The 20501-nt window shown below is 54.6% G+C and carries 22 protein-coding genes; 6 read left to right on the forward strand and 16 right to left on the reverse strand.

What is annotated here, in order from left to right; all coding sequences use genetic code 11:
* The 5 genes from F3J37_RS08610 to tatE all read left to right on the forward strand — a co-directional run bounded on the left by F3J37_RS08610 (position 1) and on the right by tatE (position 3728).
* Positions 1-795 (forward strand): deaminated glutathione amidase, encoded by a 795-nt coding sequence (locus tag F3J37_RS08610; protein WP_034829032.1) that lies wholly within the window; start codon positions 1-3, stop codon positions 793-795.
* A 21-nt stretch (positions 796-816) separates the two neighbouring features.
* Positions 817-1704, forward strand: coding sequence for an ABC transporter substrate-binding protein (locus F3J37_RS08615; protein WP_097117441.1), 888 nt, complete (start codon positions 817-819; stop codon positions 1702-1704).
* On the forward strand, positions 1701-2651 hold the full coding sequence (locus tag F3J37_RS08620) for an amino acid ABC transporter permease (protein WP_166933007.1): 951 nt from the start codon (positions 1701-1703) through the stop codon (positions 2649-2651). Before F3J37_RS08615 ends, F3J37_RS08620 begins: the two co-directional genes overlap by 4 nt.
* A complete protein-coding gene (locus F3J37_RS08625) occupies positions 2648-3418 on the forward strand; it encodes an amino acid ABC transporter ATP-binding protein (protein ID WP_166933009.1) in 771 nt (256 codons plus the stop codon). Before F3J37_RS08620 ends, F3J37_RS08625 begins: the two co-directional genes overlap by 4 nt.
* 106 nt (positions 3419-3524) lie before the next feature.
* Entirely contained in the window at positions 3525-3728 is a 204-nt protein-coding gene (gene tatE, locus F3J37_RS08630; RefSeq protein ID WP_034829040.1) for a twin-arginine translocase subunit TatE, read from the forward strand.
* Positions 3729-3860: 132 nt separating this feature from the next.
* Here tatE and lipA read toward each other — a convergent pair whose 3' ends face one another.
* The 13 genes from lipA to leuS form a co-directional block, all read right to left on the reverse strand.
* The gene (gene lipA, locus F3J37_RS08635) at positions 3861-4826 is read right to left on the reverse strand and encodes a lipoyl synthase (RefSeq protein WP_034829042.1); all 966 of its coding nucleotides are present in this window, start codon (positions 4824-4826) and stop codon (positions 3861-3863) included.
* Positions 4827-5002: 176 nt separating this feature from the next.
* Positions 5003-5653 (reverse strand): lipoyl(octanoyl) transferase LipB, encoded by a 651-nt coding sequence (gene lipB / locus F3J37_RS08640; protein WP_160867877.1) that lies wholly within the window; start codon positions 5651-5653, stop codon positions 5003-5005.
* Positions 5654-5722: 69 nt separating this feature from the next.
* Positions 5723-5986: a DUF493 family protein YbeD gene (gene ybeD, locus F3J37_RS08645; protein ID WP_034829045.1), complete on the reverse strand. Its 264-nt coding sequence runs from the start codon at positions 5984-5986 to the stop codon at positions 5723-5725.
* Between the two features lie 159 nt (positions 5987-6145).
* The gene (gene dacA, locus F3J37_RS08650) at positions 6146-7357 is read right to left on the reverse strand and encodes a D-alanyl-D-alanine carboxypeptidase DacA (protein WP_034829047.1); all 1212 of its coding nucleotides are present in this window, start codon (positions 7355-7357) and stop codon (positions 6146-6148) included.
* Between the two features lie 122 nt (positions 7358-7479).
* The gene (gene rlpA / locus F3J37_RS08655) at positions 7480-8580 is read right to left on the reverse strand and encodes an endolytic peptidoglycan transglycosylase RlpA (RefSeq protein ID WP_166933011.1); all 1101 of its coding nucleotides are present in this window, start codon (positions 8578-8580) and stop codon (positions 7480-7482) included.
* Positions 8581-8590: 10 nt separating this feature from the next.
* On the reverse strand, positions 8591-9703 hold the full coding sequence (mrdB, locus tag F3J37_RS08660; RefSeq protein WP_160868002.1) for a peptidoglycan glycosyltransferase MrdB: 1113 nt from the start codon (positions 9701-9703) through the stop codon (positions 8591-8593).
* Positions 9704-9711: 8 nt separating this feature from the next.
* Complete coding sequence (gene mrdA, locus F3J37_RS08665; RefSeq protein ID WP_160867876.1) at positions 9712-11616, reverse strand: peptidoglycan DD-transpeptidase MrdA; 1905 nt, start codon at positions 11614-11616, stop codon at positions 9712-9714.
* Positions 11617-11650: 34 nt separating this feature from the next.
* Positions 11651-12121, reverse strand: a complete 471-nt coding sequence (rlmH, locus tag F3J37_RS08670) for a 23S rRNA (pseudouridine(1915)-N(3))-methyltransferase RlmH (RefSeq protein ID WP_038648318.1) — start codon at positions 12119-12121, stop codon at positions 11651-11653.
* 3 nt (positions 12122-12124) lie between these two features.
* Entirely contained in the window at positions 12125-12442 is a 318-nt protein-coding gene (gene rsfS / locus F3J37_RS08675) for a ribosome silencing factor (protein ID WP_038648315.1), read from the reverse strand.
* Between the two features lie 91 nt (positions 12443-12533).
* Complete coding sequence (nadD, locus tag F3J37_RS08680) at positions 12534-13178, reverse strand: nicotinate-nucleotide adenylyltransferase (protein ID WP_097117437.1); 645 nt, start codon at positions 13176-13178, stop codon at positions 12534-12536.
* On the reverse strand, positions 13171-14202 hold the full coding sequence (gene holA, locus F3J37_RS08685; RefSeq protein ID WP_038648309.1) for a DNA polymerase III subunit delta: 1032 nt from the start codon (positions 14200-14202) through the stop codon (positions 13171-13173). Before holA ends, nadD begins: the two co-directional genes overlap by 8 nt.
* Entirely contained in the window at positions 14199-14798 is a 600-nt protein-coding gene (gene lptE / locus F3J37_RS08690) for an LPS assembly lipoprotein LptE (RefSeq protein ID WP_058960800.1), read from the reverse strand. The genes holA and lptE overlap by 4 nt, the downstream gene beginning before the upstream one ends.
* A 14-nt stretch (positions 14799-14812) precedes the next feature.
* Positions 14813-17395 carry a leucine--tRNA ligase gene (gene leuS, locus F3J37_RS08695; RefSeq protein ID WP_160867874.1) on the reverse strand — a complete coding sequence of 861 codons (2583 nt, stop codon included), beginning with the start codon at positions 17393-17395 and terminating at the stop codon, positions 14813-14815.
* Positions 17396-17738: 343 nt separating this feature from the next.
* Between leuS and F3J37_RS08700 the strand changes: the two genes are divergently transcribed.
* Complete coding sequence (locus F3J37_RS08700) at positions 17739-18221, forward strand: zinc ribbon-containing protein (protein ID WP_058960798.1); 483 nt, start codon at positions 17739-17741, stop codon at positions 18219-18221.
* 74 nt (positions 18222-18295) lie between these two features.
* Here the strand turns inward: F3J37_RS08700 and F3J37_RS08705 are convergent, their stop codons facing one another.
* From F3J37_RS08705 to F3J37_RS08715, 3 genes are read right to left on the reverse strand one after another with little or no spacing between them, the layout of a single operon-like run.
* Positions 18296-19021 carry an amino acid ABC transporter ATP-binding protein gene (locus F3J37_RS08705; protein WP_034829065.1) on the reverse strand — a complete coding sequence of 242 codons (726 nt, stop codon included), beginning with the start codon at positions 19019-19021 and terminating at the stop codon, positions 18296-18298.
* Positions 19022-19699 (reverse strand): glutamate/aspartate ABC transporter permease GltK, encoded by a 678-nt coding sequence (gltK, locus tag F3J37_RS08710; RefSeq protein ID WP_058960797.1) that lies wholly within the window; start codon positions 19697-19699, stop codon positions 19022-19024.
* Positions 19699-20439 (reverse strand): amino acid ABC transporter permease, encoded by a 741-nt coding sequence (locus F3J37_RS08715; protein WP_034829069.1) that lies wholly within the window; start codon positions 20437-20439, stop codon positions 19699-19701. Before F3J37_RS08715 ends, gltK begins: the two co-directional genes overlap by 1 nt.
* Positions 20440-20501: the final 62 nt, after the last annotated feature.

Genomic DNA, 20501 nt, shown 5'->3' on the forward strand with positions numbered 1-20501 from the left:
ATGAAAGTTGCAATGGGGCAGTTTGCTGTCAGCCGGGAATGGCAGGAAAACACCGATATCTGCATCGGTTTAATGAACAATGCACTGGCTGGAGGCGCGGATTTACTGGTCCTGCCTGAAGGCGTGCTGGCGCGTGATATTGCCGACCCTGATTTGGTACTGAAAGCCGCGCAGCCGCTGGATGGCCCTTTCATCACACAGTTGCTGGCGGTCAGTAAGGGCAACGATTTAACCACCATGATGAGCGTGCACGTGCCAACAGAGGGCAACAAGGCGCTCAACGTGCTAATTGCCATTCGCAACGGTGAACTCATCGCCGCCTACGAAAAGCTGCATCTTTATGATGCGTTTGCGATGCAGGAGTCACAGCGCGTGAATCCAGGCAACGAAATCCCACCGCTGGTGGAAGTGGCCGGGATGAAAGTGGGCCTGATGACCTGCTACGACGTGCGTTTCCCTGAGCTGGCGCGCCGTCTGGTGCTGGACGGTGCTGATGTGCTGGTATTGCCTGCCGCGTGGGTGAAAGGCCCGCTGAAAGAGATGCATTGGGAATTGCTGTGTACGGCACGCGCACTGGAAAACACCTGTTACATGGTGGCCGTGGGCGAATGTGGCCCGCGTAACATCGGCAACAGTCTGGTCATCGATCCTCTCGGCGTGGCGATAGCCAAAGCGCCAGAGTCGGCGGCACTGGTGTTCGCCGACCTCGATCCACAACGTATTGCCTACGCACGTAGCGTACTGCCGGTGCTGGAAAACCGCCGTTTTGCACGTCCTGAACTGAAACCACTTTGATAGATTTTGGGGAACTGGCTAATGAATAAACTTACAACAGCAATAACGTTGGCGCTGGGGCTGACAGTCAGCGCAGTGCAGGCAGCGGAAACTATCCCAACGCAGAAAGTTGATCAGGCGCTGCATGACCGCCTGCCAGCAGAGATTAAAAGCGCTGGAAAAATGATTTCGGTAAACAACGGATCGTTTCCTCCTTATGAGATCGTTAACGGTCCACATTCGATGGACGGCGCCTCAGCCGACCTGACGAATGCTTTGGCTCAATTGCTGGGTGTGAAAATTGAACATGCCACGGTCAGCGGTTTGTCGGGTGTTTTAGCTGGCATTAACTCGGGCCGTTATCAGATGGCGATTGGGCCGATTGGCGACTATCCCGATCGTCAGCAGAAAGTCGACTTCATCGATTTTGTGCAGGAGTTCGTGGTGTTCGGCGTTCAAAAGGGCAATCCAGCGAAAATTAACGGTCTGGAAGACACCTGCGGCAAGCGTATTGCTGTGATGGCAGCCGGTTCAGCTGAGCAGGTGATTCGTAAGCAGTCGGACGCTTGCGTTGCCGCGGGCAAACCTGCGGTGGTGGTGCAATCTTTCACCGATCAGCCTTCATCGATTCTGGCAGTACGATCTAAGCGTTCTGATGCATTCTTCTCTTCACAGGCACCGCTGACTTACTTTATCGAGCAAGCCAATGGCCAGCTGGAGCTTTCCGGTAAAGGACAGAAAAACGGCTTTGGCGACATTTTCCAGGGCACAGTGGTGCCAAAAGGTTCCGAACTGGGCAACGTAGTACTCGACGCCTATAAAGAGCTGTTCGCCAACGGCACCTACGCGGCGATCATGAAGAAGTGGAAACTCGACGGCAATATCTTGCAGCAGCCGGGTCGTAATCTGGCGCAGGGGACAGCAAAATGAATCCGGTCACCCACAATACGCGAGCCAGGGATAAGGCCAACGTGCAGCAGCGCGATGTCGCTTTCGCCCGCAGTGCGCCCACCTATGGACGCTGGATCTCATGGATTGTGGTACTGGTGGTCGCGGCCAACTTTCTCTGGCTGGTGGCGACCAATCCCAATTTTGAATGGAAAGTAGTGTTGCAGTGGTTCACCGAAGGTTCGGTGATGAAAGGGCTGCAGGTGACGCTCGGGCTGACGGTGGTCTCCATGATCCTCGGTACGCTGCTGGGGCTGCTGCTGGCGGTATGGCGTCTTTCGGAAAATAAACTGCTGAGCGGCATCTCGTCGCTTTACATCTGGTTTTTCCGGGGTACGCCGCTGTTGGTGCAACTGATCTTTTGGTACAACCTGTCGACGCTATTTCCGAACATTTCGATTACCGTACCCTGGACGGATATTACCTTCGCCAGTTGGAATACCAACGATCTGATTACGCCGCTGACCGCTGCGTTTGCCGGACTGGCACTGAATGAAGCGGCGTATATGGCCGAGATCATTCGCGCCGGGCTGTTGTCGGTGGATCAGGGACAGGTGGAAACCACTCAGGCGTTTGGCATGAGCCGCAGCCGTGCATTGCGCCGCATTATCATTCCGCAGGCGATGCGATCCATTATTCCTCCCACCGGCAATCAGCTGATCAGTATGATTAAAGCGACCTCGCTGGTCAGCGTAATAGCCATGGGCGATCTGCTTTACTCGGTGCAGGCCGTGTATAACCGCACCTTTGAAATTATCCCGATGCTGATGGTGGCCGTGATTTGGTATCTGCTGATCACATCGATCCTGAATATTGGGCAGTCAGCTATCGAACGCTACTACGCACGCGGCACCAAACGCACTGTGGTGAACAAGCGCCGGGCAGACACGGCTGTCGCAGCAACACATCAGCTGAAGGAGGATGTATGAGTGAGATTCAGCCGCTGGTCTCTGCGCGCAATGTCCAGAAGAGTTATGGCGATAACGAGGTATTGAAAGGGATCGATCTGGATGTGTTTCCAGGTGAAGTGGTGGTGATTCTCGGGCCATCGGGATCGGGCAAATCGACCTTCCTGCGCTGTATAAACCATCTGGAAGATATGAACGCCGGCTCCATCATGGTGGGTGAAGAGCAGATTGGCTACGAATTGAAGCGTGGGATTCTGCATCGCCTGTCGGCACGGCGGATTGCTCACCAGCGTCAGAAGATCGGCATGGTGTTTCAGCAATTCAACCTCTATCCACACATGACCGTGCTGCAGAACATTATTGAAGCGCCCATTGGTGTGCATAAGTTTCCCCGCCAGGAAGCGTTGCAGCATGCGTGCGAACTGCTGACAACGGTGGGATTGAGTGACAAAGCCGATGCGTGGCCACGCCATCTTTCCGGCGGCCAACAGCAGCGTGTGGCGATTGCTCGTGCGTTAGCCATCAAACCGGCGTTGATGCTATTTGATGAGCCGACTTCCGCGCTGGACCCCGAACTCGTGGGAGAGGTGCTGGCGACGATGCGCACGCTGGCCGATCGTGGTCTGACCATGATCGTGGTGACACATGAGATTGGCTTTGCACGTGAGGCGGCGGACCGGGTGGTGTTTATGGATGGCGGCGTGGTGGTGGAGCAGGGAACACCGGAGCAGGTGATCGGTAATCCACAGCACCCGCGTACGCAGGCCTTTTTGAGCCGCTTTATTTAATGTTGCGCGGGTGTTGATCGTAATCTGTTACAGATTCCAGTTGTGACAGCTGATAAACTGCGCGTTAATAGTTATGTCTGTTTTCGCTAAGGTTGAAAGGTAAAGTATGGAAGGTTTCAGCATTGCCAAACTGCTGATCATCGGTGCACTTATTGTACTGCTGTTTGGTACCAACAAGTTACGTTCACTGGGTGGTGATCTGGGTTCCGCCATTAAAGGCTTCAAGAAAGCCATGAAAGACGATGAATCCACCGCAACCAAAAGCACCGCTGAAGAAGCGCCGGCTGAACGCGTGAGCCACAAAGAGTAATCCGACTTCAAACGTCAATAAGTGTAAATGTTTATGACGTTGATAAAAAAACCAGACTGCTTCCAGTCTGGTTTTTGTTTTTTGGCACGGGTGAAAAAAGCCTGGCTGCGGGCGTCACACCCGCAGAACCGATTATTTCACTTCCAGCCCTTTGGCCTGCATATCCGCATGATAAGAAGAACGGACGAATGGGCCACAGGCCGCGTGGGTGAAGCCCATCGCCATGGCTTCCTCTTTCATCTCATCAAACTCTGCCGGGCTCACATAGCGCTGAACCGGCAGGTGATGGCGGCTTGGCTGTAAATACTGGCCGAGTGTGAGCATGGTGACACCATGACGACGCAGGTCACGCATCACTTCCACGATTTCCGCATTGGTTTCACCCAATCCGACCATCAGGCCAGACTTGGTTGGCACATCAGGATGCGCTTCTTTGAAACGCTCCAGCAGCTTCAGCGACCAGTCGTAGTTGGCGCCAGGGCGTACCTGACGGTAAACGCGTGGCACGTTTTCCATGTTGTGGTTGAACACATCTGGCGGCGTGGCGGTGAGGATTTCCAGCGCACGATCCATACGACCACGGAAGTCAGGCACCAGCGTTTCAATTTTGATGTTAGGGCTTTTTTCGCGAATGGCAGTGATGCAATCCGCAAAGTGCTGAGCCCCGCCGTCGCGAAGATCGTCGCGGTCAACCGAGGTGATCACCACGTAACGCAGCGCCATATCGGCAATAGTTTGTGCCAGTTTCAGCGGTTCGTTGGCGTCAGGCATATTTGGACGGCCGTGGGCGACGTCGCAGAATGGGCAACGACGCGTACAAATCGCACCGAGGATCATAAAGGTGGCGGTGCCGTGGTTAAAACATTCAGCGAGGTTAGGGCAGGAGGCCTCTTCACACACCGAGTGCAGACCATTTTTGCGCATGGCGGCTTTGATACCCTGAATGCGGCTGGAATCCGCAGGCAGTTTGATCTTCATCCACTCCGGCTTACGCAGAATCTCTTCACGCTCGACCATCACGGTTTTCACCGGAATCAGCGCCATTTTGTCGGCATCGCGATACTTGACGCCACGTTCCATCTGAATTGGTTTACTCATAAATCTGCAGGTTCCGGTCGGGATTGCGATTTGAAAGCTTCCTCACTCAAACTGAGAACCAGGCTTTCAACTTTATTTGAAAATATGGCAAAAATTATATCATTTCGTCTGCGCATAAGCAGCCGATATGCGAGCGCTAAAGTTACAATTTTGTAAATGAGCACAGACAGTCAAGGTCAGACCCTGGCCTCATTTTGCCATTCAAGCTGGGTGAAACCCGTTAAGCGGGCGAAATGTTGTACCAAACGGGGTTGTACGTCGGCGGTTGTGACGCCCGGCTGCTTTTCACTTAACTGCGTCATGCGCATGCCGGCATAACCGCAGGGATTGATGCGCAGGAAAGGTGCCAGATCCATCGCCACATTTAATGCCAGGCCGTGGAAGGAGCACCCTTTGCGAATGCGAAGGCCTAATGAGCACACTTTGTCATCGCCGATATAAACGCCGGGTGCGTCGGCACGTGCGCGCGCAGCGATACCATAATCCGCCAGGGTGGCGATCACGGTTTCCTCCAGCGCAGTGACCAGCTCTCTGACACCGATTTTGTGACGTTTAATATCAATTAACACGTACATCACCTGTTGCCCAGGCCCGTGATACGTCACCTGGCCGCCACGATCGCTCTGCACAACCGGAATATCGCCCGGCATCAGCAGATGTTCGGCTTTGCCTGCCTGGCCCTGGGTAAACACCGGATGATGTTCCACCAGCCAGATTTCATCGGCAGTGCTGCTGTCACGTTGATCGGTAAACTGATGCATCGCATCGGAGACAGGTTGCCAGTCGCGCTGGCCCAGTTGACGAACAAGAAGCGTGTTAGCTGACAAAGCGGAGATCCGGTAGAGAGTGAAGGGCTGAGTATAACGCTGGCAAAGCCGCCTTTGCCAGCGCGGGTATTACAGGACCATGCGCACGATATCAATGTTACCCAGTTCTTCGTACAGGGTTTCTACCTGTTCGATATGCGTTGCGGTGATGGTGATAGAAACCGAATGGTAGTTACCTTTGCTGCTCGGTTTCACTGCCGGGGTATAGTCGCCGGGGGCGTGGCGCTGCACCACTTCAACCACTTGATCAACCAGCTCCGGTTGCGCCAGACCCATTACTTTATAGGTGAAGGGGGTAGGGAATTCGAGCAGTTCATTCAGTTTGGTTTTCATGTTGGCTCCGGTGCTTAAAATTGAGAAGAGAAGCCCGAAGGCCGCCCCTACAACAGGTGATGCATAAAAATCGATAAGGGAGGCTTTCCAGCCTCCCCTATACGTTTGAAACGGGGGTTTCTAATTATATGGTATCAGACAGACGATTTTTCAAGCGTCTTAGCCAAACCAGTGATGGAACATCAGTTTGATGTAATCAATGATACGGCTGAAGAAGCCGCCTTCCTGCACTTCGTTCAGGACCACCAGCGGACGCTGTTCAATGGTTTTGCCATCCAGCTGGAAGTTGATGCTGCCCACCACCTGGTTTTTCTGCAGCGGTGCATGCAGTTCGGTATTGGTCAGTACATAGCTGGCTTTCAGGTCTTTCATACGGCCGCGTGGAATGGTCAGGTAGGCATCTTTTTCAACGCCTAACTGGACACGATCGCTGTTACCAAACCAAACCGGCTCAGAGGCGAACTCTTTGCCTGCTTTCAGAGGTGCGACGGTCTCAAAGAAACGGAAGCCCCAGGTCAGCAGCTTTTTACTTTCGGTTTCGCGACCTTTATAAGTGTGACCGCCCATGACGGCAGAGATCAGACGCATCTGGCCTTCAGTGGCAGAAGCCACCAGGTTGTAACCTGCCGCATCAGTGTGACCGGTTTTGATGCCGTCAACGTTCAGGCTGGTATCCCACAGTAAACCATTGCGGTTCATCTGTTTGATATTGTTGAAGGTGAACTCTTTTTCACGGTAGACCGAGTATTCGTCCGGCACATCACGAATCAATGCCTGGCCGATCAGCGCCATATCACGCGCCGAGCTGTACTGGCCTTCAGCATCCAGGCCGTGCACGGTCTGGAAGTGGGTGTTTTTCAGACCCAACGCGCCAACGTAATTATTCATCAGGCTAACAAACGCATCCTGGCTGCCGGCAACGTAATCGGCCATCGCTACACAGGCATCATTCCCTGACTGCAACACGATACCGCGCGTCAGTTGAGAAACCGGTACGCGATCGCCTGGCTTCAGGAACATCAGTGACGAGCCTTTGAACACCGGATTACCGGTGGCCCATGCGTCTTTACCGACGGTGACGATATCATCGTTATGGATTTTGCCTGCTTTGACCGCCTGACCAATCACATAGCTGGTCATCATTTTGGTCAGACTGGCGGGATCGCGGCGAGCATCGGCGTTCTTTTCGGCCAGGACTTTACCTGAGTTGGCATCGATCAGCACATAAGCTTCAGCATCGATTTCCGGGACGCCCGGGATCATCGTCTTAAGGTTAACATCGTCCGCAAAGGCGGCATGGCTGAGAGAAAGGGCGACCAGTGATCCCACTGTCAGGCGTTTCAGAAAACGAGAGGGTTTCAGCGTATTCATGTTAAGGACTACAACATCCGTGGGCTAAGAGTGAAAAAAGTGCCTTACTATAGCAAACGCCCGATCGAGCGACATCTTGCTTTGCAAATCAGTTTCAGCAGTAAAGGTAACTGCCCGTGACATTACGGACGGGCAGTTGTAATAAATGAGCTCATCTGTGCTTCAGTGGTCAGACGCTGTTGCAACGCAGCGGCTTCCGCCCGGCTACTGTAACCACCGAGTTGAATACGATAAACGTTGCCATTGGCTTCCACGTTTCCAGGCACGCCAAAACGTTTACCCAGGCTGGTCGCCAGTTGACGGGCGCGCGCCGCATCATTGACCGCACCGACCTGAACGACATAACCACCAGCGGCATGCGTACTATGAGGTGCAGCGCTGGCTGGAGCAGAAACCGGTGCCGCGACAGGCGCAGCGGATGTTGCCTGCACAGGCGTGGCGGCCGGTTCACTGCCTTCCAGTACACCGTTTGCTAGAGGCTGAGGCGCGCCGAGGAAACCGCTGCTCTGCACCGGGGCACCGAGGCCACCGTTACTCTGCAGGGTGCTGTTATCGACTGCGCGAACATCCTGTGGCGCAGGTGAAGGCGTGGTATTGGCGCTGCCACCCATCATCACCATGCCGCCGTTAAGATCCGGGCGCGCGGGCAGGGCGTAGCTCTGCTTCGCCACTGTGGTGCCAATGGTGCCGGGGCCGGAAACAGAACCATCCGGTGCGACTTTGATGTAATCCACGCGAACACGGGAATTATTCGAGATATTCAAACGGTCGCCTGCCGCGCGAGACAAGTCAATGATGCGGCCGGGGGTATACGGGCCACGGTCATTAACACGCACCACGATCTGGCGACCATTGGCGAGGTTAGTGACGCGCACATAGCTTGGCAGTGGCAGAGTAGGGTGTGCCGCAGTTAAGGCGTCTGGATCGTAAGCTTCGCCGATCGCTGTGCGATTACCTTGTGCTTCTGCACCGTACCAGGTGGCTAACCCAACTTCGCTGAAGTTCGAAGGATCCTTGATTACGCGATAATTTTTACCATTAACGCTGTAATCCTGGCTGGTAGAAGGATTGATCGGTTCATAGCGCGGTTCAACGCCTGGGATTTCCACCACCGGGCCATTATAGGCCGGCTGCGGTGGCGCAGTATTATTCTGCTGTTCCGGTGCGGAACAGGCAGCCAGTACCAATGATGCCAGTGCAACCCCAAGCCAATCCTTACGCATGTGCAGCCTCTTAAACGCTTTTAGATAACATTTTTCGATGAGTATGGATCGACATCACGATGCCAAATCCGGCCATTAATACAATCAACGCCGACCCGCCGTAGCTCACCAGCGGCAGCGGAACACCGACCACGGGTAAGATACCACTTACCATACCAATGTTAACGAAAACATAGACGAATAAAATCAACATCAAACCACCGGCCATCACGCGACCAAAGGTGGTTTGCGCGCGCGCCGCAATAATCAGGCCGCGCAAAATCAGCAGCAGATACAGTACCAGTAACACTAATACGCCGACCAGGCCGAGTTCCTCTGCCAGTACCGCAAAGATAAAGTCGGTGTGACGTTCAGGCAAAAACTCCAGCTGTGACTGGGTGCCATGCAGCCAGCCTTTGCCACGTAAACCACCGGATCCAATCGCAATCTTGGACTGAATAATGTGATAACCGGCACCGAGCGGGTCACTCTCTGGATCGAGCAGCATCATCACACGGTCGCGCTGATAGTCATGCATCAGGAAGAACCACAGTACCGGAATAAAGGCCGCCACCAGCAGCACCGCCACGGCAATCAGCTTCCAGCTCATCCCCGACAGGAACAGCACAAACAGGCCGGACGCGGCGATCAGAATCGAGGTGCCGAGGTCAGGCTGTGCCGCCACTAACAGCGTCGGCATGAAGATCAACACCAGCGCAATGCCGGTATTTTTCAGCGTCGGTGGGCAGACATCGCGGTTAATAAAGCGTGCCACCATCAGTGGCACCGCTATTTTGGCTATCTCGGAGGGCTGGAAACGCACAAAGCCGAGATCCAGCCAGCGCTGCGCCCCTTTACTGATATGGCCAAAGGCATCCACCGCCACCAGTAATATCACGCAGACAATGTAGAGATAGGGCGCCCAGCTTTCATATACGCGCGGCGGCACCTGCGCCATCACCAGCATGATGATGATACCCATGGCAATCTGACCGAGCTTACGCTCCATCATGCCGGGATCCTGACCGCTGGCGCTCCAGATGACGATGGCGCTGTAAGCCAGTAGCGCAAGGATGATCAGCATAAACAGGGGATCGATATGGATACGCGTCCAGATCGATCTTTTCTGCGGACTATCGTTCATGGACATCTTTATTCACCTTCGTAGCCAGGCGGCGTCGGTGCGGCTTCAGGCAGCACGGTATTGTTGTCACCTAACATTATGTGGTCGAGAATCTGACGCATCACCGTACCCACTGCCGGGCCAGCACCGCCGTTCTCCAGAATCATGGTCACGGCAACGCGCGGTTTATCGTAAGGCGCGAATGCCGTCATTAACTTATGGTCACGCAAGCGTTCAGCAATTTTGTGCGCGTTATAGGTTTCGTTCTCTTTCAGACCGAATACCTGCGCAGTACCGGATTTCGCAGCGATTTTGTAAGGTGCATCAGCAAAACTTTTGTGCGCCGTCCCGTTCGCGCGGTTGGCCACGCCGTACATGCCATCTTTGGCGATTTCCCAATATCCCGAGTGGATGTCGCCAATCGGCGCATCCGGCGGCTGGCGATACGGCACCATGGCCTGACCTTCACGGGTGGCGCGCAGTAAATGCGGCACTTTGATAATGCCGTCATTGATCAGAATCATCATGGCTTTGTTCATCTGCACCGGCGTTGCAGTCCAGTAACCCTGACCAATACCCACTGGAATGGTGTCACCCTGATACCACGGCTTCTTAAAGCGTTTCAGTTTCCACTCACGCGTTGGCATATTGCCGGGACTTTCCTGCGGCAAATCAATACCGGTGCGATGGCCATAGCCAAATTTGGTCATCCACTCTGACAGGCGATCAATGCCCATATCGTAGGCGACCTGATAGAAGAAGGTATCGGCAGACTCTTCCAGCGACTTGGTGACGTTAAGACGGCCGTGTCCCCATTTTTTCCAGTCGCGATAGCGTTTTTCCGAACCGGGTAACTGCCACCAGCCGGGGTCAAACAGGCTGGTATTGCGGTTAATCACCCCTGCACTCAGCGCAGAGACGGCAACATAAGGTTTCACCGTTGAAGCTGGCGGGTAGGATGCCTGTAACGCGCGATTGTACAGTGGACGGTTCTCATCGCTCAGCAGGGCTTTGTAATCCTTGCTGGAGATGCCATCGACAAACAGATTGGGGTCATAGCTGGGGGTGGACACCAGCGCCAGAATTTCACCGGTGCGTGGATCGCTGACCACCACGGCGGCACGACTGCCGGCCAACAGGGTTTCGATGTACTGCTGCAGTTTCAGGTCAACGGTCAGATAGATATCGCGACCGGCCTGCGGGGATTGCTCGTGCAACTGCCGGATCACCCGGCCGCGGTTGTTCACTTCAACCTCTTCGTAGCCGGTTTTGCCATGCAGCACATCTTCGTAATAGTTCTCGATGCCCAGCTTGCCGATATCATGCGTTGCCGCATAGTTAGGCCATTTACCTTCATCATCGAGGCGTTTAACGTCGCGGTCGTTAATTTTAGAGACGTAGCCCACTACATGCGTCAGCGTCTGACCGTAGGGATAATAGCGGCGCTGGTAACCTTTCACTTCCACACCGGGGAAGCGGTACTGATTGACGGCAAAGCGCGCCACCTGCACTTCGTTGAGTGCGGTTTTCACCGGAATGGAGGTGAAACGACGTGAGCGCTTACGCTCTTTTTCAAAGGCGTCGAGATCGTCGTCCGTCAGATCCAGCACCGGGCGCAGATCCTGCAGCGTCTGCTTCAGGTCATCGACTTTTTCGGGTACCAGTTCAGCCTGGTAAATGGTGCGGTTCAGCGCCAGCGGGACGCCGTTGCGATCAAAGATGATGCCGCGGCTGGGCGCAACGGGCACCAGCTTGATGCGGTTCTCATTGGAACGGGTGCTGTAATCGTCAAAACGCAGAATTTGCAGATGATAGAGGTTGACCACCAGCACGCTGGAGAGCAGGAAAATGCCAACAAAAGCCACCAAAGCCCGGCGGACAAAGAGTTTCTGTTCGGCAGTGTAATCGCGAAAGGCGTTGCTCTGTAATTTCATCCGCTGCGTTTATTGTCTGGAGGTTGTCAGGCGTTTATTCACGGTGATAAGGATGATTCGTGGTGATGCTCCAGGCACGATACAGGCTTTCGGCTACCAGCACACGCACCAGCGGGTGAGGCAACGTCAACGTGGACAGCGACCAGCTCTGCTCGGCAGCGGCTTTACAGGCCGGCGCCAGTCCTTCCGGGCCGCCAATCAACAAGCTGACATCGCGGCCATCTTGTTTCCAGCGCTCAAGCTGTTGCGCCAGCTGTGGGGTTTCCCACGGCTGCCCTGGAATATCCAGCGTGACGATGCGGTTGCCTTTGCCGACGGCCGCTAACATCGCTTCACCCTCTTTTTCCAGGATGCGCTTGATGTCCGCGTTCTTGCCGCGTTTCCCCGCAGGCACTTCGGTCAGTTCAAACGGCATATCCTTGGGGAAGCGGCGCAGATACTCCATGAAACCGGTCTGAACCCAGTCAGGCATTTTGGTGCCGACGGCCACAAGCTGCAGTTTCAAGGCTTAGCTCCAGAGCTTTTCCAGCTCATACAGCTGGCGGCTCTCTTCCTGCATCACGTGTACGATCACTTCGCCAAGATCAACGACGACCCAATCAGCGGCAGCTTTACCATCGACGCCTAGCGGCTTTAAACCCGCGGCACGGGATTCCTGAACCACGTGATCGGCGATCGAAACCACATGACGCGTCGACGTGCCGGTGCAGATGATCATGCAATCGGTGATGCTCGATTTGCCCTGAACATCAACAGCAATGATGTCCTGGCCTTTAATATCGTCAATCTTATCAATAACGAAATCTTGGAGTGCTTTACCTTGCAAAAGGTTCCCCTTAAAAACAGGTGATTACGAGAAGGCTGAATGCCCGGAAAACATAGCCTAAAATGAAGCGGCGCAGTATAGCACGCAACGATCAACCGCGATATAAGCCAGCGCGATCGATGTAGTCGATAACCGCATCGGGCAGCAGATCGGTGCAGGATTGCCCCAGGTGACGACGCTGGCGTATTTCCGTGGCGGAGATGTCAAACAGCGGCGTATCAGCCAGCCAGATATGGCCTGCCGGTGCTTGATGCAACTGTTCTGCGTGCTGTGCACGATGCGCATCCAGCCACTGCTGCATCTCAGGCGTTTCCATCTGCGTTGCATAGCCCGGTCGCTGGCACACCAACAGATGGCACAGAGAGAGGAGATCCTGCCAGCGATGCCATTTGGCTAACGTTAGCAGAGAATCTTGTCCGATGATAAACCCGAGGGGCTGTTCTGCACCGCGTTCCGCACGGAGTGCTTCAAGGGTTGCGACCGTCCATGACGGCGTATCCCGCTCCAGCTCGCGCGTATCAATATCAAACAGGGGGCGGGTCGCAATCGCGCAGCGCAGCATTTCCACGCGCTGCCGGGCACTGGCTTCAGGCTGTGGCCGATGCGGTGGCACGTTGTTGGGGAGTAGCGTGACCTTTTTCAGCCCTACCTGTTGCGCCAGCGCTTCCACCGGGCGCAGATGGCCAAAGTGGATAGGATCGAAGGTGCCGCCAAACAGCGCGTAAAGTTTAGACATCCGTAAAGCTTAGGGGAAAATCGCGGTGACACAGCAGCAGCGACAAGGTTTCAAGCTGCGGCCAAAGGTTTTGACCGTAATCCTGCTTCATGGTCAGCTCCAGTTCGGCGAGCAGATGGACGGCGCGTTGCAGACGACGTGCATCAAGGCGTTGCAGCGCATCGGTAAACAGTGCGCGACGGTTTTGCCAGATGCGCTGTTGATCCATTAGCGCACGCAAGCCCTGTTTACCCTGATTGCGCTGCAAATGCAGCAGCGTCAGTAAATCACGTTGCAGAGAACGCAGTAAAATCACCCCTTCAGCATCCTCTTTTTCCAGCTGATGCAGGATATGCAGGGCGCGCTTACTTTTGCCCGCCAGCAGGGCATCCACCCAGTGGAAAGGGGTAAAGTGCGCAGCGTCATTTACCGCGTCTTCCACGCGGGGCAGAGTGAGTTTGCCATCCGGCCACAGCAGTGACAGACGTTCCAGCGCCTGCGCCAGCGCCAGCAGATTACCTTCGTAGCAGTAGCACAGCAGTTGAATCGCCGCGTCATCAACACTCAACTTCATGGCTTTGGCACGGCTCGCGACCCAGCGCGGCAACTGCGCTTGTTCGGGCGTCTGGCAGGGAACCAGCACGGCATGAGCGCTGAGCGCTTTAAACCAGGCGCTGTTTTCCTGCGCTTTGGTCAGTTTTGCCATGCGCAGCACCAGCAGGATATCGCTGTGCAGCAGGCTGGCGAGTTTAACCAGTTGCTCGGCCATCGCTGCATTGGCACCGTTTTCTGGCAGTTGCAGCGTTAAGGTCTGGCGTTGCGTGAACAGGCTGAGTGCCTGACAGCTGGCAAAGATCGCATCCCAGTCGGTTTGCGCATCAAGAGTGACACTGAAGTGTTCTTCAAAGCCTTGAGAAGAGGAGGCCGCGCGAATGGCATCGGCACTTTCCTGAATCAGCAACGGTTCATTGCCGGTCAGAAAATAACAGGCGCGCAGCCCCTCACGAAGCTGCGCGCTCAGTTGTTCAGGATAAATCCTGATCATTGCAGACTGGTTGCTGACGAAGAGGGCACTTCTGGTGAATTCTCACCTGGTGCGATGATCTCCGGCTGTGGCAACGTGTCTTTGTTGCTTTCCTGCGCGGCATGAACCGTTAACAGTTTACGCACCAGTTGCTCGGCGGCACGCTGGCGCATCTCCTGCACAATCATGTCTTGCTCGGCATCCTTCGCCAGTGCGGCATTCGGGTTGTCGAAGAAAGAACGGTACACGGTGGTGCTGATCGGGTAGATGCCTTTGCCCGGGATCAGAACCTGCGCGGTCACTGTCATCACCAGTGAATACTCAGCAGTGGTGCCGCTGATAAACACTGACGCGGTATCACGCCCCAGCACTTCTGCACCTAAGCGCAAAGTCGGGTATTTGGCACTGGCCTGTTTGCTGTCATTAACAATGGTGACATCATTGATACGCAGTTGTTGGCGCACGGTGCGCGCCATTGGGCCATACGGGTCGCCACTCTGGACGATCAGCGTTTTCATCTCGTTAGGCACCATGGTGGTGCCACGCGGGTGAAAACCACAGCCTGCGGTGATCATCACCGCAAGCAGGACAAACAGCCTGATAATCAGTTGTCGCACAGTTCCTCCTGAACTTAACCTACGACCAGGTTAAGCAGTTTGCCAGGGACATAAATCACTTTACGAAGTGTGACGCCTTCCAGATATTTCGCCACAATGTGCTCCTGCGCAGCACGCGCCTGAACCTGCTCCTGCGTAGCATCCGGCGCAACGGTAATCTTGCCGCGCACTTTGCCATTCACCTGTACAACGACCAGCAGTGAATCTTCCACCATCGCGGATTCATCCGCAACCGGCCAGCTGGCTTCATCGACACTACCTTCTCCGCCCAGCGCCTGCCACAGAACATAGCTGGCGTGCGGCGTGAACGGATAGAGCAGACGAACGACCGCCACCAGCGCTTCCTGCATCAGTGCGCGATCTTGATCGCTCTCCTGCGGGGCACGAGTCAGCTTGTTCATCAACTCCATGATGGCAGCGATAGCGGTGTTGAATGTCTGGCGACGACCCACGTCATCGGCCACCTTGGCGATGGTTTTGTGCAGATCGCGACGCAGCGCTTTCTGATCGTCGTTCAGTGCATTGAGGTCCAGCGCCACGGTGGCACCTTTCGCTACGTGTTCGTAGGCCAGTTTCCACACGCGCTTCAGGAAGCGGTTCGCACCTTCTACACCCGATTCCTGCCATTCCAGCGTCATTTCTGCTGGTGAAGCAAACATCATGAACAGACGCACGGTATCGGCACCGTAACGTTCAACCATCAGCTGTGGATCGATGCCGTTGTTTTTCGACTTGGACATCTTGCTCATGCCGGCATAAACCACTTCGCGGCCTGCGTTGTCGACAGCCTTAACAATACGACCTTTTTCATCGCGCTCAACGCTAACATCAACCGGAGAAACCCAGTTACGCTCGCCGTTCGCGCCGGTGTAATAGAACGCATCGGCCAGAACCATACCCTGACACAGCAGACGTTTGGCTGGCTCATCAGAGTTCACCAGGCCCGCGTCACGCAGCAGCTTGTGGTAGAAGCGGAAATACATCAGGTGCATGATGGCGTGTTCGATACCACCGACATACTGATCTACCGGCAGCCAGTAGTTCGCAGCGGCAGGATCCAGCATGCCTTCGTTGTAATTGGCACAGGTGTAACGCGCGTAATACCAGGATGATTCCATAAAGGTGTCAAAGGTATCGGTTTCGCGCAGCGCTGGCTGGCCGTTAACTGTGGTTTTCGCCCACTCAGGATCGGCTTTGATCGGGCTGGTGATACCGTCCATCACCACATCTTCTGGCAGAATCACTGGCAGCTGATCTTCTGGCGTTGGCATCACGGTGCCGTCTTCCAGTGTCACCATTGGAATTGGCGCGCCCCAATAACGCTGACGGGACACACCCCAGTCACGCAGACGATAGTTGACTTTACGCACACCGACGCCTTTCGCCGCCAATGCATCAGCAATGGCGTTGAAGCCCGCCTGATGATCCAGACCGTTGAACTCACCCGAGTTGAACAGCGCGCCTTTATCGGTCATCGCCGCTTCGCTCAGATCAGGCGTTGAACCATCCAGATTCAGGATTACTGGTTTGATGTTCAGGTTGTACTTAGTCGCGAACTCCCAGTCACGCTGGTCATGGCCTGGAACAGCCATCACTGCGCCGGTGCCGTATTCCATCAGGACAAAGTTAGCGACCCAGACTGGGATCTCTTCGCCCGTCAGCGGATGGATAGCAAACAGGCCGGTGGCCATGCCTTTCTTCTCCATCGTCGCCATATCTGCTTCAGCCACTTTGGTGGTGCTGCATTCTGCGATGAAGTCAGACAGCGCAGGGTTGCTGGCCGCAGCCTGGCGCGCCAGTGGGTGGCCAGCTGCCACAGCAACGTAGGTGGCACCGAGGAAGGTGTCCGGACGTGTGGTGTAAACCGTTAATTTCTCTTCGCTGTACGCCACATCGAAGGTGATTTCCACGCCCTCAGAACGGCCAATCCAGTTACGCTGCATGGTCTTGACCGTTTCAGGCCAGTCTTCCAGCTTATCCAGATCGTTGAGCAGTTCTTCCGCGTAAGCGGTGATTTTCACGAACCACTGAGGAATCTCTTTGCGCTCAACTTTGGTGTCACAGCGCCAGCAGCAGCCGTCGATAACTTGTTCGTTAGCCAGTACGGTTTGGTCATGCGGGCACCAGTTCACCGCTGAGGTCTTTTTATAGACCATGCCTTTTTCATACAGCTTGGTGAAGAACCACTGTTCCCAGCGATAGTACTCTGGCTGGCAGGTCGCCAATTCGCGGCTCCAGTCATAGCCAAAGCCCAGCAGTTTGAGCTGGTTCTTCATGTATTCGATGTTGTCATAAGTCCATGGTGCGGGCGCGGTGTTGTTTTTTACCGCAGCGCCTTCGGCTGGCAGTCCAAACGCATCCCAGCCAATCGGCTGCAGGACATTTTTACCCAGCATACGCTGATAGCGCGCAATCACATCGCCGATGGTGTAGTTACGCACGTGGCCCATGTGTAGGCGGCCAGAAGGATAGGGCAGCATAGAAAGGCAGTAGTATTTCTCTTTGCCTTCCTGCTCGGTCACTTTAAAGGTTTCGTTTTCGTCCCAGTGCTGTTGGACGCGGGATTCTATCTCTTCCGGGCGGTATTGCTCTTGCATGGCTGCCTGTGGTCCTTTATGAAAATCGTTAACCCTGAATAGTTCACGTCACAGGTAGGCGGCAAAGGTGTGAATACGCTCGCGCTTAACGAAGTAAACGACGGCGTGAACACGTGCAGCCAACGCACCTGCGACTTGAAGTATGACGGGTTCGCATACATTTAGATCCGCATAGCATACCCATAAGGCTCTTCCTCAACAACATTTCACGCCCCGGCTGAGCGGATTTCTACTCAATGCGCCGCCGCTTTCACCCTTTTGCGATTTACTCCGCTTTCGTCACGGCAAATATGACAGAACAGCTAAACTTACTATCAGCTATTCCCGCGGAAAGGAGAACAAAATGAATAACGTGGCGCAGGAGTATCGTGCAACGATAGCGGCATTAACCCAGCGGCTGGAACAGGGCGAGCGTGATGTTGATGCCCTGGTCGCTGAGGCACGGCAGGAGTTATTAGCGAAAAAGACGCTGACCTCTTCTGAAGTGAATGAGGTGATGCGGGCGGTTAGGCGTGATTTACATGAGTTCGCGCTCAGTTATCAGGAATCTTCAGATGTGCTCGGTGACTCCGTATTCTTGCGCGTCATTCGCGAGAGCGTATGGAAAGAACTGGCGGATATCACGGACAAAAGCCAGTTAGAGTGGCGCGAGGTGTTTCAGGATCTACGGCATCACGGTGTTTATCAAAGCGGTGAAGTGGTGGGGTTGGGTAACCTGGTGTGTGAGAAGTGCGGTTTTACCCGGGCGATCTATACACCGGAGAGCTTAACGCGCTGCCCGGAGTGTGGGCACGATCATTTCCAGCGTCAGCCTTTTGAGCCTTGATTTGCGGAAAATCGCGCCGCTGCGTGATTAATGGGGAAACCCCAGCCCTACAGCGGCGCAATTGAGATCGCTAATTAATGCAGGATCTTCGCGAGGAAGTCTTTTGCGCGGTCGGACTGCGGGTTATTAAAGAAGTCATCTTTGTTAGTGTCTTCGACAATTTTCCCTTCATCCATAAAGATCACGCGATTAGCCACTTTGCGCGCAAAGCCCATCTCGTGCGTCACCACCATCATGGTCATGCCTTCGTTCGCCAACTCCACCATGACGTCCAGCACTTCGTTGATCATCTCTGGGTCGAGCGCAGATGTCGGTTCGTCAAACAGCATCGCGATGGGGTCCATACAGAGCGCGCGGGCAATCGCCACACGCTGTTGCTGTCCGCCCGAGAGCTGTCCAGGGAACTTCTCCGCATGCGCAGCCAGACCAACACGCGTCAGCAGCTTGAGACCCTTCTCACGCGCAGCGGCTTTATCACGCTTTAACACCTTGACCTGCGCCAGCACCAGGTTATCGACAATGCTGAGGTGCGGGAACAGTTCGAAGTGCTGGAACACCATACCGACTTTGCTGCGCAGTTGTGCCAGGTTGGTTTTCTTGTTGTTCACTTCGGTACCGTTAACCTGAATGCTGCCTTCCTGCACCGGTTCCAGACCGTTCACCGTTTTAATCAAGGTTGACTTACCTGAGCCGGACGGTCCACAGACCACCACCACTTCACCTTTTTTTACTTCGGTGGAGCAGTCGGTCAGCACCTGAAAGTGACCATACCACTTAGAAACATTTTTCAGGCTAATCATTTAAACCGTCCTCTTTCTTTTCAGATAGCTAACCAACAGCGAAGCGCTCAGGCTGATCACAAAATAGACCAGACCGGCAAACAGAACCATTTCAACCTGGGTACCGTCACGCTCGCCAATCGTCGAAGCGGTACGGAAGAAGTCAGCCAGGCTTAACACATACACCAGCGAGGTATCCTGGAACAGCACTATGCCCTGCGTCAGCAGCAGTGGCACCATGGCGCGGAACGCCTGCGGCAGGATGATCAATTTCATTGATTGCCAGTGCGTCATACCCAACGCGAGCGCAGCATTCGACTGTCCGCGTGAGATGCTCTGGATACCCGCTCGGATGATTTCCGAATAGTAGGCCGCTTCAAACAGTGCAAAAGCAATCATGGCGGAAATCAGGCGAATGTCAGTTTTGGGGGAAAGTCCCAATACCTGTTGCAGTAATGCAGGCACCACCAGATAGAACCACAGCAGCACCATCACCAGCGGGACGGAGCGGAACAGGTTGACGTACAGCTTAGCGAACCAGCGAATCGGCGCGAACGGCGACAGACGCATCACGGCCAGAATCGTGCCCCAGATAATGCCGAACACCACGGCGACGGCGGTAATCTTGAAGGTGATGATCAAGCCATTCCACAAATAGGGCAGGCTGGGAGGAATCGAACTCCAGTCAAACTCGTACATTATTTGCCTCCCAGATTGCCGGGCAGGCGAATTTTACGTTCTACCAAACTCATAATCAGCATGATCACCAGGTTAATACCCACGTAAGCCAGGGTAATGGCGGTGAAAGATTCATAGGCGTGCGCCGAGTAGTCGAGCAACTTACCGGCCTGCGCCGCCATATCCACCAGACCAATGGTCGAAGCGATGGCAGAGTTTTTCACCAGGTTCAGCATTTCCGAGGTCATCGGCGGCACAATCACGCGATAGGCATTAGGCAGCAGCACGTAGCGATAAGTTTGTGGCAGCGTCAGCCCCATCGCCAACCCTGCGTTTTTCTGACCGCGTGGCAATGATTGAATCGCGGCACGTACCTGTTCACAAACGCGCGCAGCAGTGAACAAGCCGAGGCAAATGGTTGAGGAAACGAAGAACTGAATATTGGGGTCCAGTTCTGCTTTAAACCACATCCCCAGTTTTTCGCCAACCAGTTCTGGCGCCACCAGATACCAGAAGAAGAACTGGACGATCAGTGGGATATTACGAAACAGTTCCACGTAGCAGGTACCAATGGTCGACAGCAGTCGATTGGGCACGGTACGCAGAATGCCGAAGAAGGAACCTACCAGGAAGGCGATAATCCAGGCGCAGCAGGAAACCGCAACGGTAACCTGAAATCCGGACCACAGCCAGCCGAGGTAAGTCGTATTGCCGAACGGGGCCTGTTGTAAAAAGATGCCCCAGTTCCAATCGATACCCATAACGAGCTCCGGTAAAAAAAGGGTAGCGAGGCTACCCATAAGATTGTTGAGCGGTGTCTTGC

The sequence above is a fragment of the Candidatus Pantoea communis genome, assembly GCF_011752685.1.
Classification (GTDB): domain Bacteria; phylum Pseudomonadota; class Gammaproteobacteria; order Enterobacterales; family Enterobacteriaceae; genus Pantoea; species Pantoea communis.

Bases quoted from the DNA above. Each gene is read 5' to 3' on its own strand.
- rlpA (WP_166933011.1), bottom strand. From the start codon at position 8,580: ATGCGTAAGGATTGGCTTGGGGTTGCACTGGCATCATTGGTACTGGCT.
- holA (WP_038648309.1), bottom strand. From the start codon at position 14,202: ATGATCAGGATTTATCCTGAACAACTGAGCGCGCAGCTTCGTGAGGGG.
- dacA (WP_034829047.1), bottom strand. From the start codon at position 7,357: ATGAATACGCTGAAACCCTCTCGTTTTCTGAAACGCCTGACAGTGGGA.
- tatE (WP_034829040.1), top strand. From the start codon at position 3,525: ATGGAAGGTTTCAGCATTGCCAAACTGCTGATCATCGGTGCACTTATT.
- mrdB (WP_160868002.1), bottom strand. From the start codon at position 9,703: ATGAACGATAGTCCGCAGAAAAGATCGATCTGGACGCGTATCCATATC.
- leuS (WP_160867874.1), bottom strand. From the start codon at position 17,395: ATGCAAGAGCAATACCGCCCGGAAGAGATAGAATCCCGCGTCCAACAG.
- F3J37_RS08610 (WP_034829032.1), top strand. From the start codon at position 1: ATGAAAGTTGCAATGGGGCAGTTTGCTGTCAGCCGGGAATGGCAGGAA.
- F3J37_RS08620 (WP_166933007.1), top strand. From the start codon at position 1,701: ATGAATCCGGTCACCCACAATACGCGAGCCAGGGATAAGGCCAACGTG.
- gltK (WP_058960797.1), bottom strand. From the start codon at position 19,699: ATGTACGAGTTTGACTGGAGTTCGATTCCTCCCAGCCTGCCCTATTTG.
- F3J37_RS08715 (WP_034829069.1), bottom strand. From the start codon at position 20,439: ATGGGTATCGATTGGAACTGGGGCATCTTTTTACAACAGGCCCCGTTC.
- F3J37_RS08625 (WP_166933009.1), top strand. From the start codon at position 2,648: ATGAGTGAGATTCAGCCGCTGGTCTCTGCGCGCAATGTCCAGAAGAGT.
- ybeD (WP_034829045.1), bottom strand. From the start codon at position 5,986: ATGAAAACCAAACTGAATGAACTGCTCGAATTCCCTACCCCCTTCACC.
- mrdA (WP_160867876.1), bottom strand. From the start codon at position 11,616: ATGAAATTACAGAGCAACGCCTTTCGCGATTACACTGCCGAACAGAAA.
- nadD (WP_097117437.1), bottom strand. From the start codon at position 13,178: ATGTCTAAACTTTACGCGCTGTTTGGCGGCACCTTCGATCCTATCCAC.
- lipA (WP_034829042.1), bottom strand. From the start codon at position 4,826: ATGAGTAAACCAATTCAGATGGAACGTGGCGTCAAGTATCGCGATGCC.
- F3J37_RS08615 (WP_097117441.1), top strand. From the start codon at position 817: ATGAATAAACTTACAACAGCAATAACGTTGGCGCTGGGGCTGACAGTC.
- F3J37_RS08705 (WP_034829065.1), bottom strand. From the start codon at position 19,021: ATGATTAGCCTGAAAAATGTTTCTAAGTGGTATGGTCACTTTCAGGTG.
- F3J37_RS08700 (WP_058960798.1), top strand. From the start codon at position 17,739: ATGAATAACGTGGCGCAGGAGTATCGTGCAACGATAGCGGCATTAACC.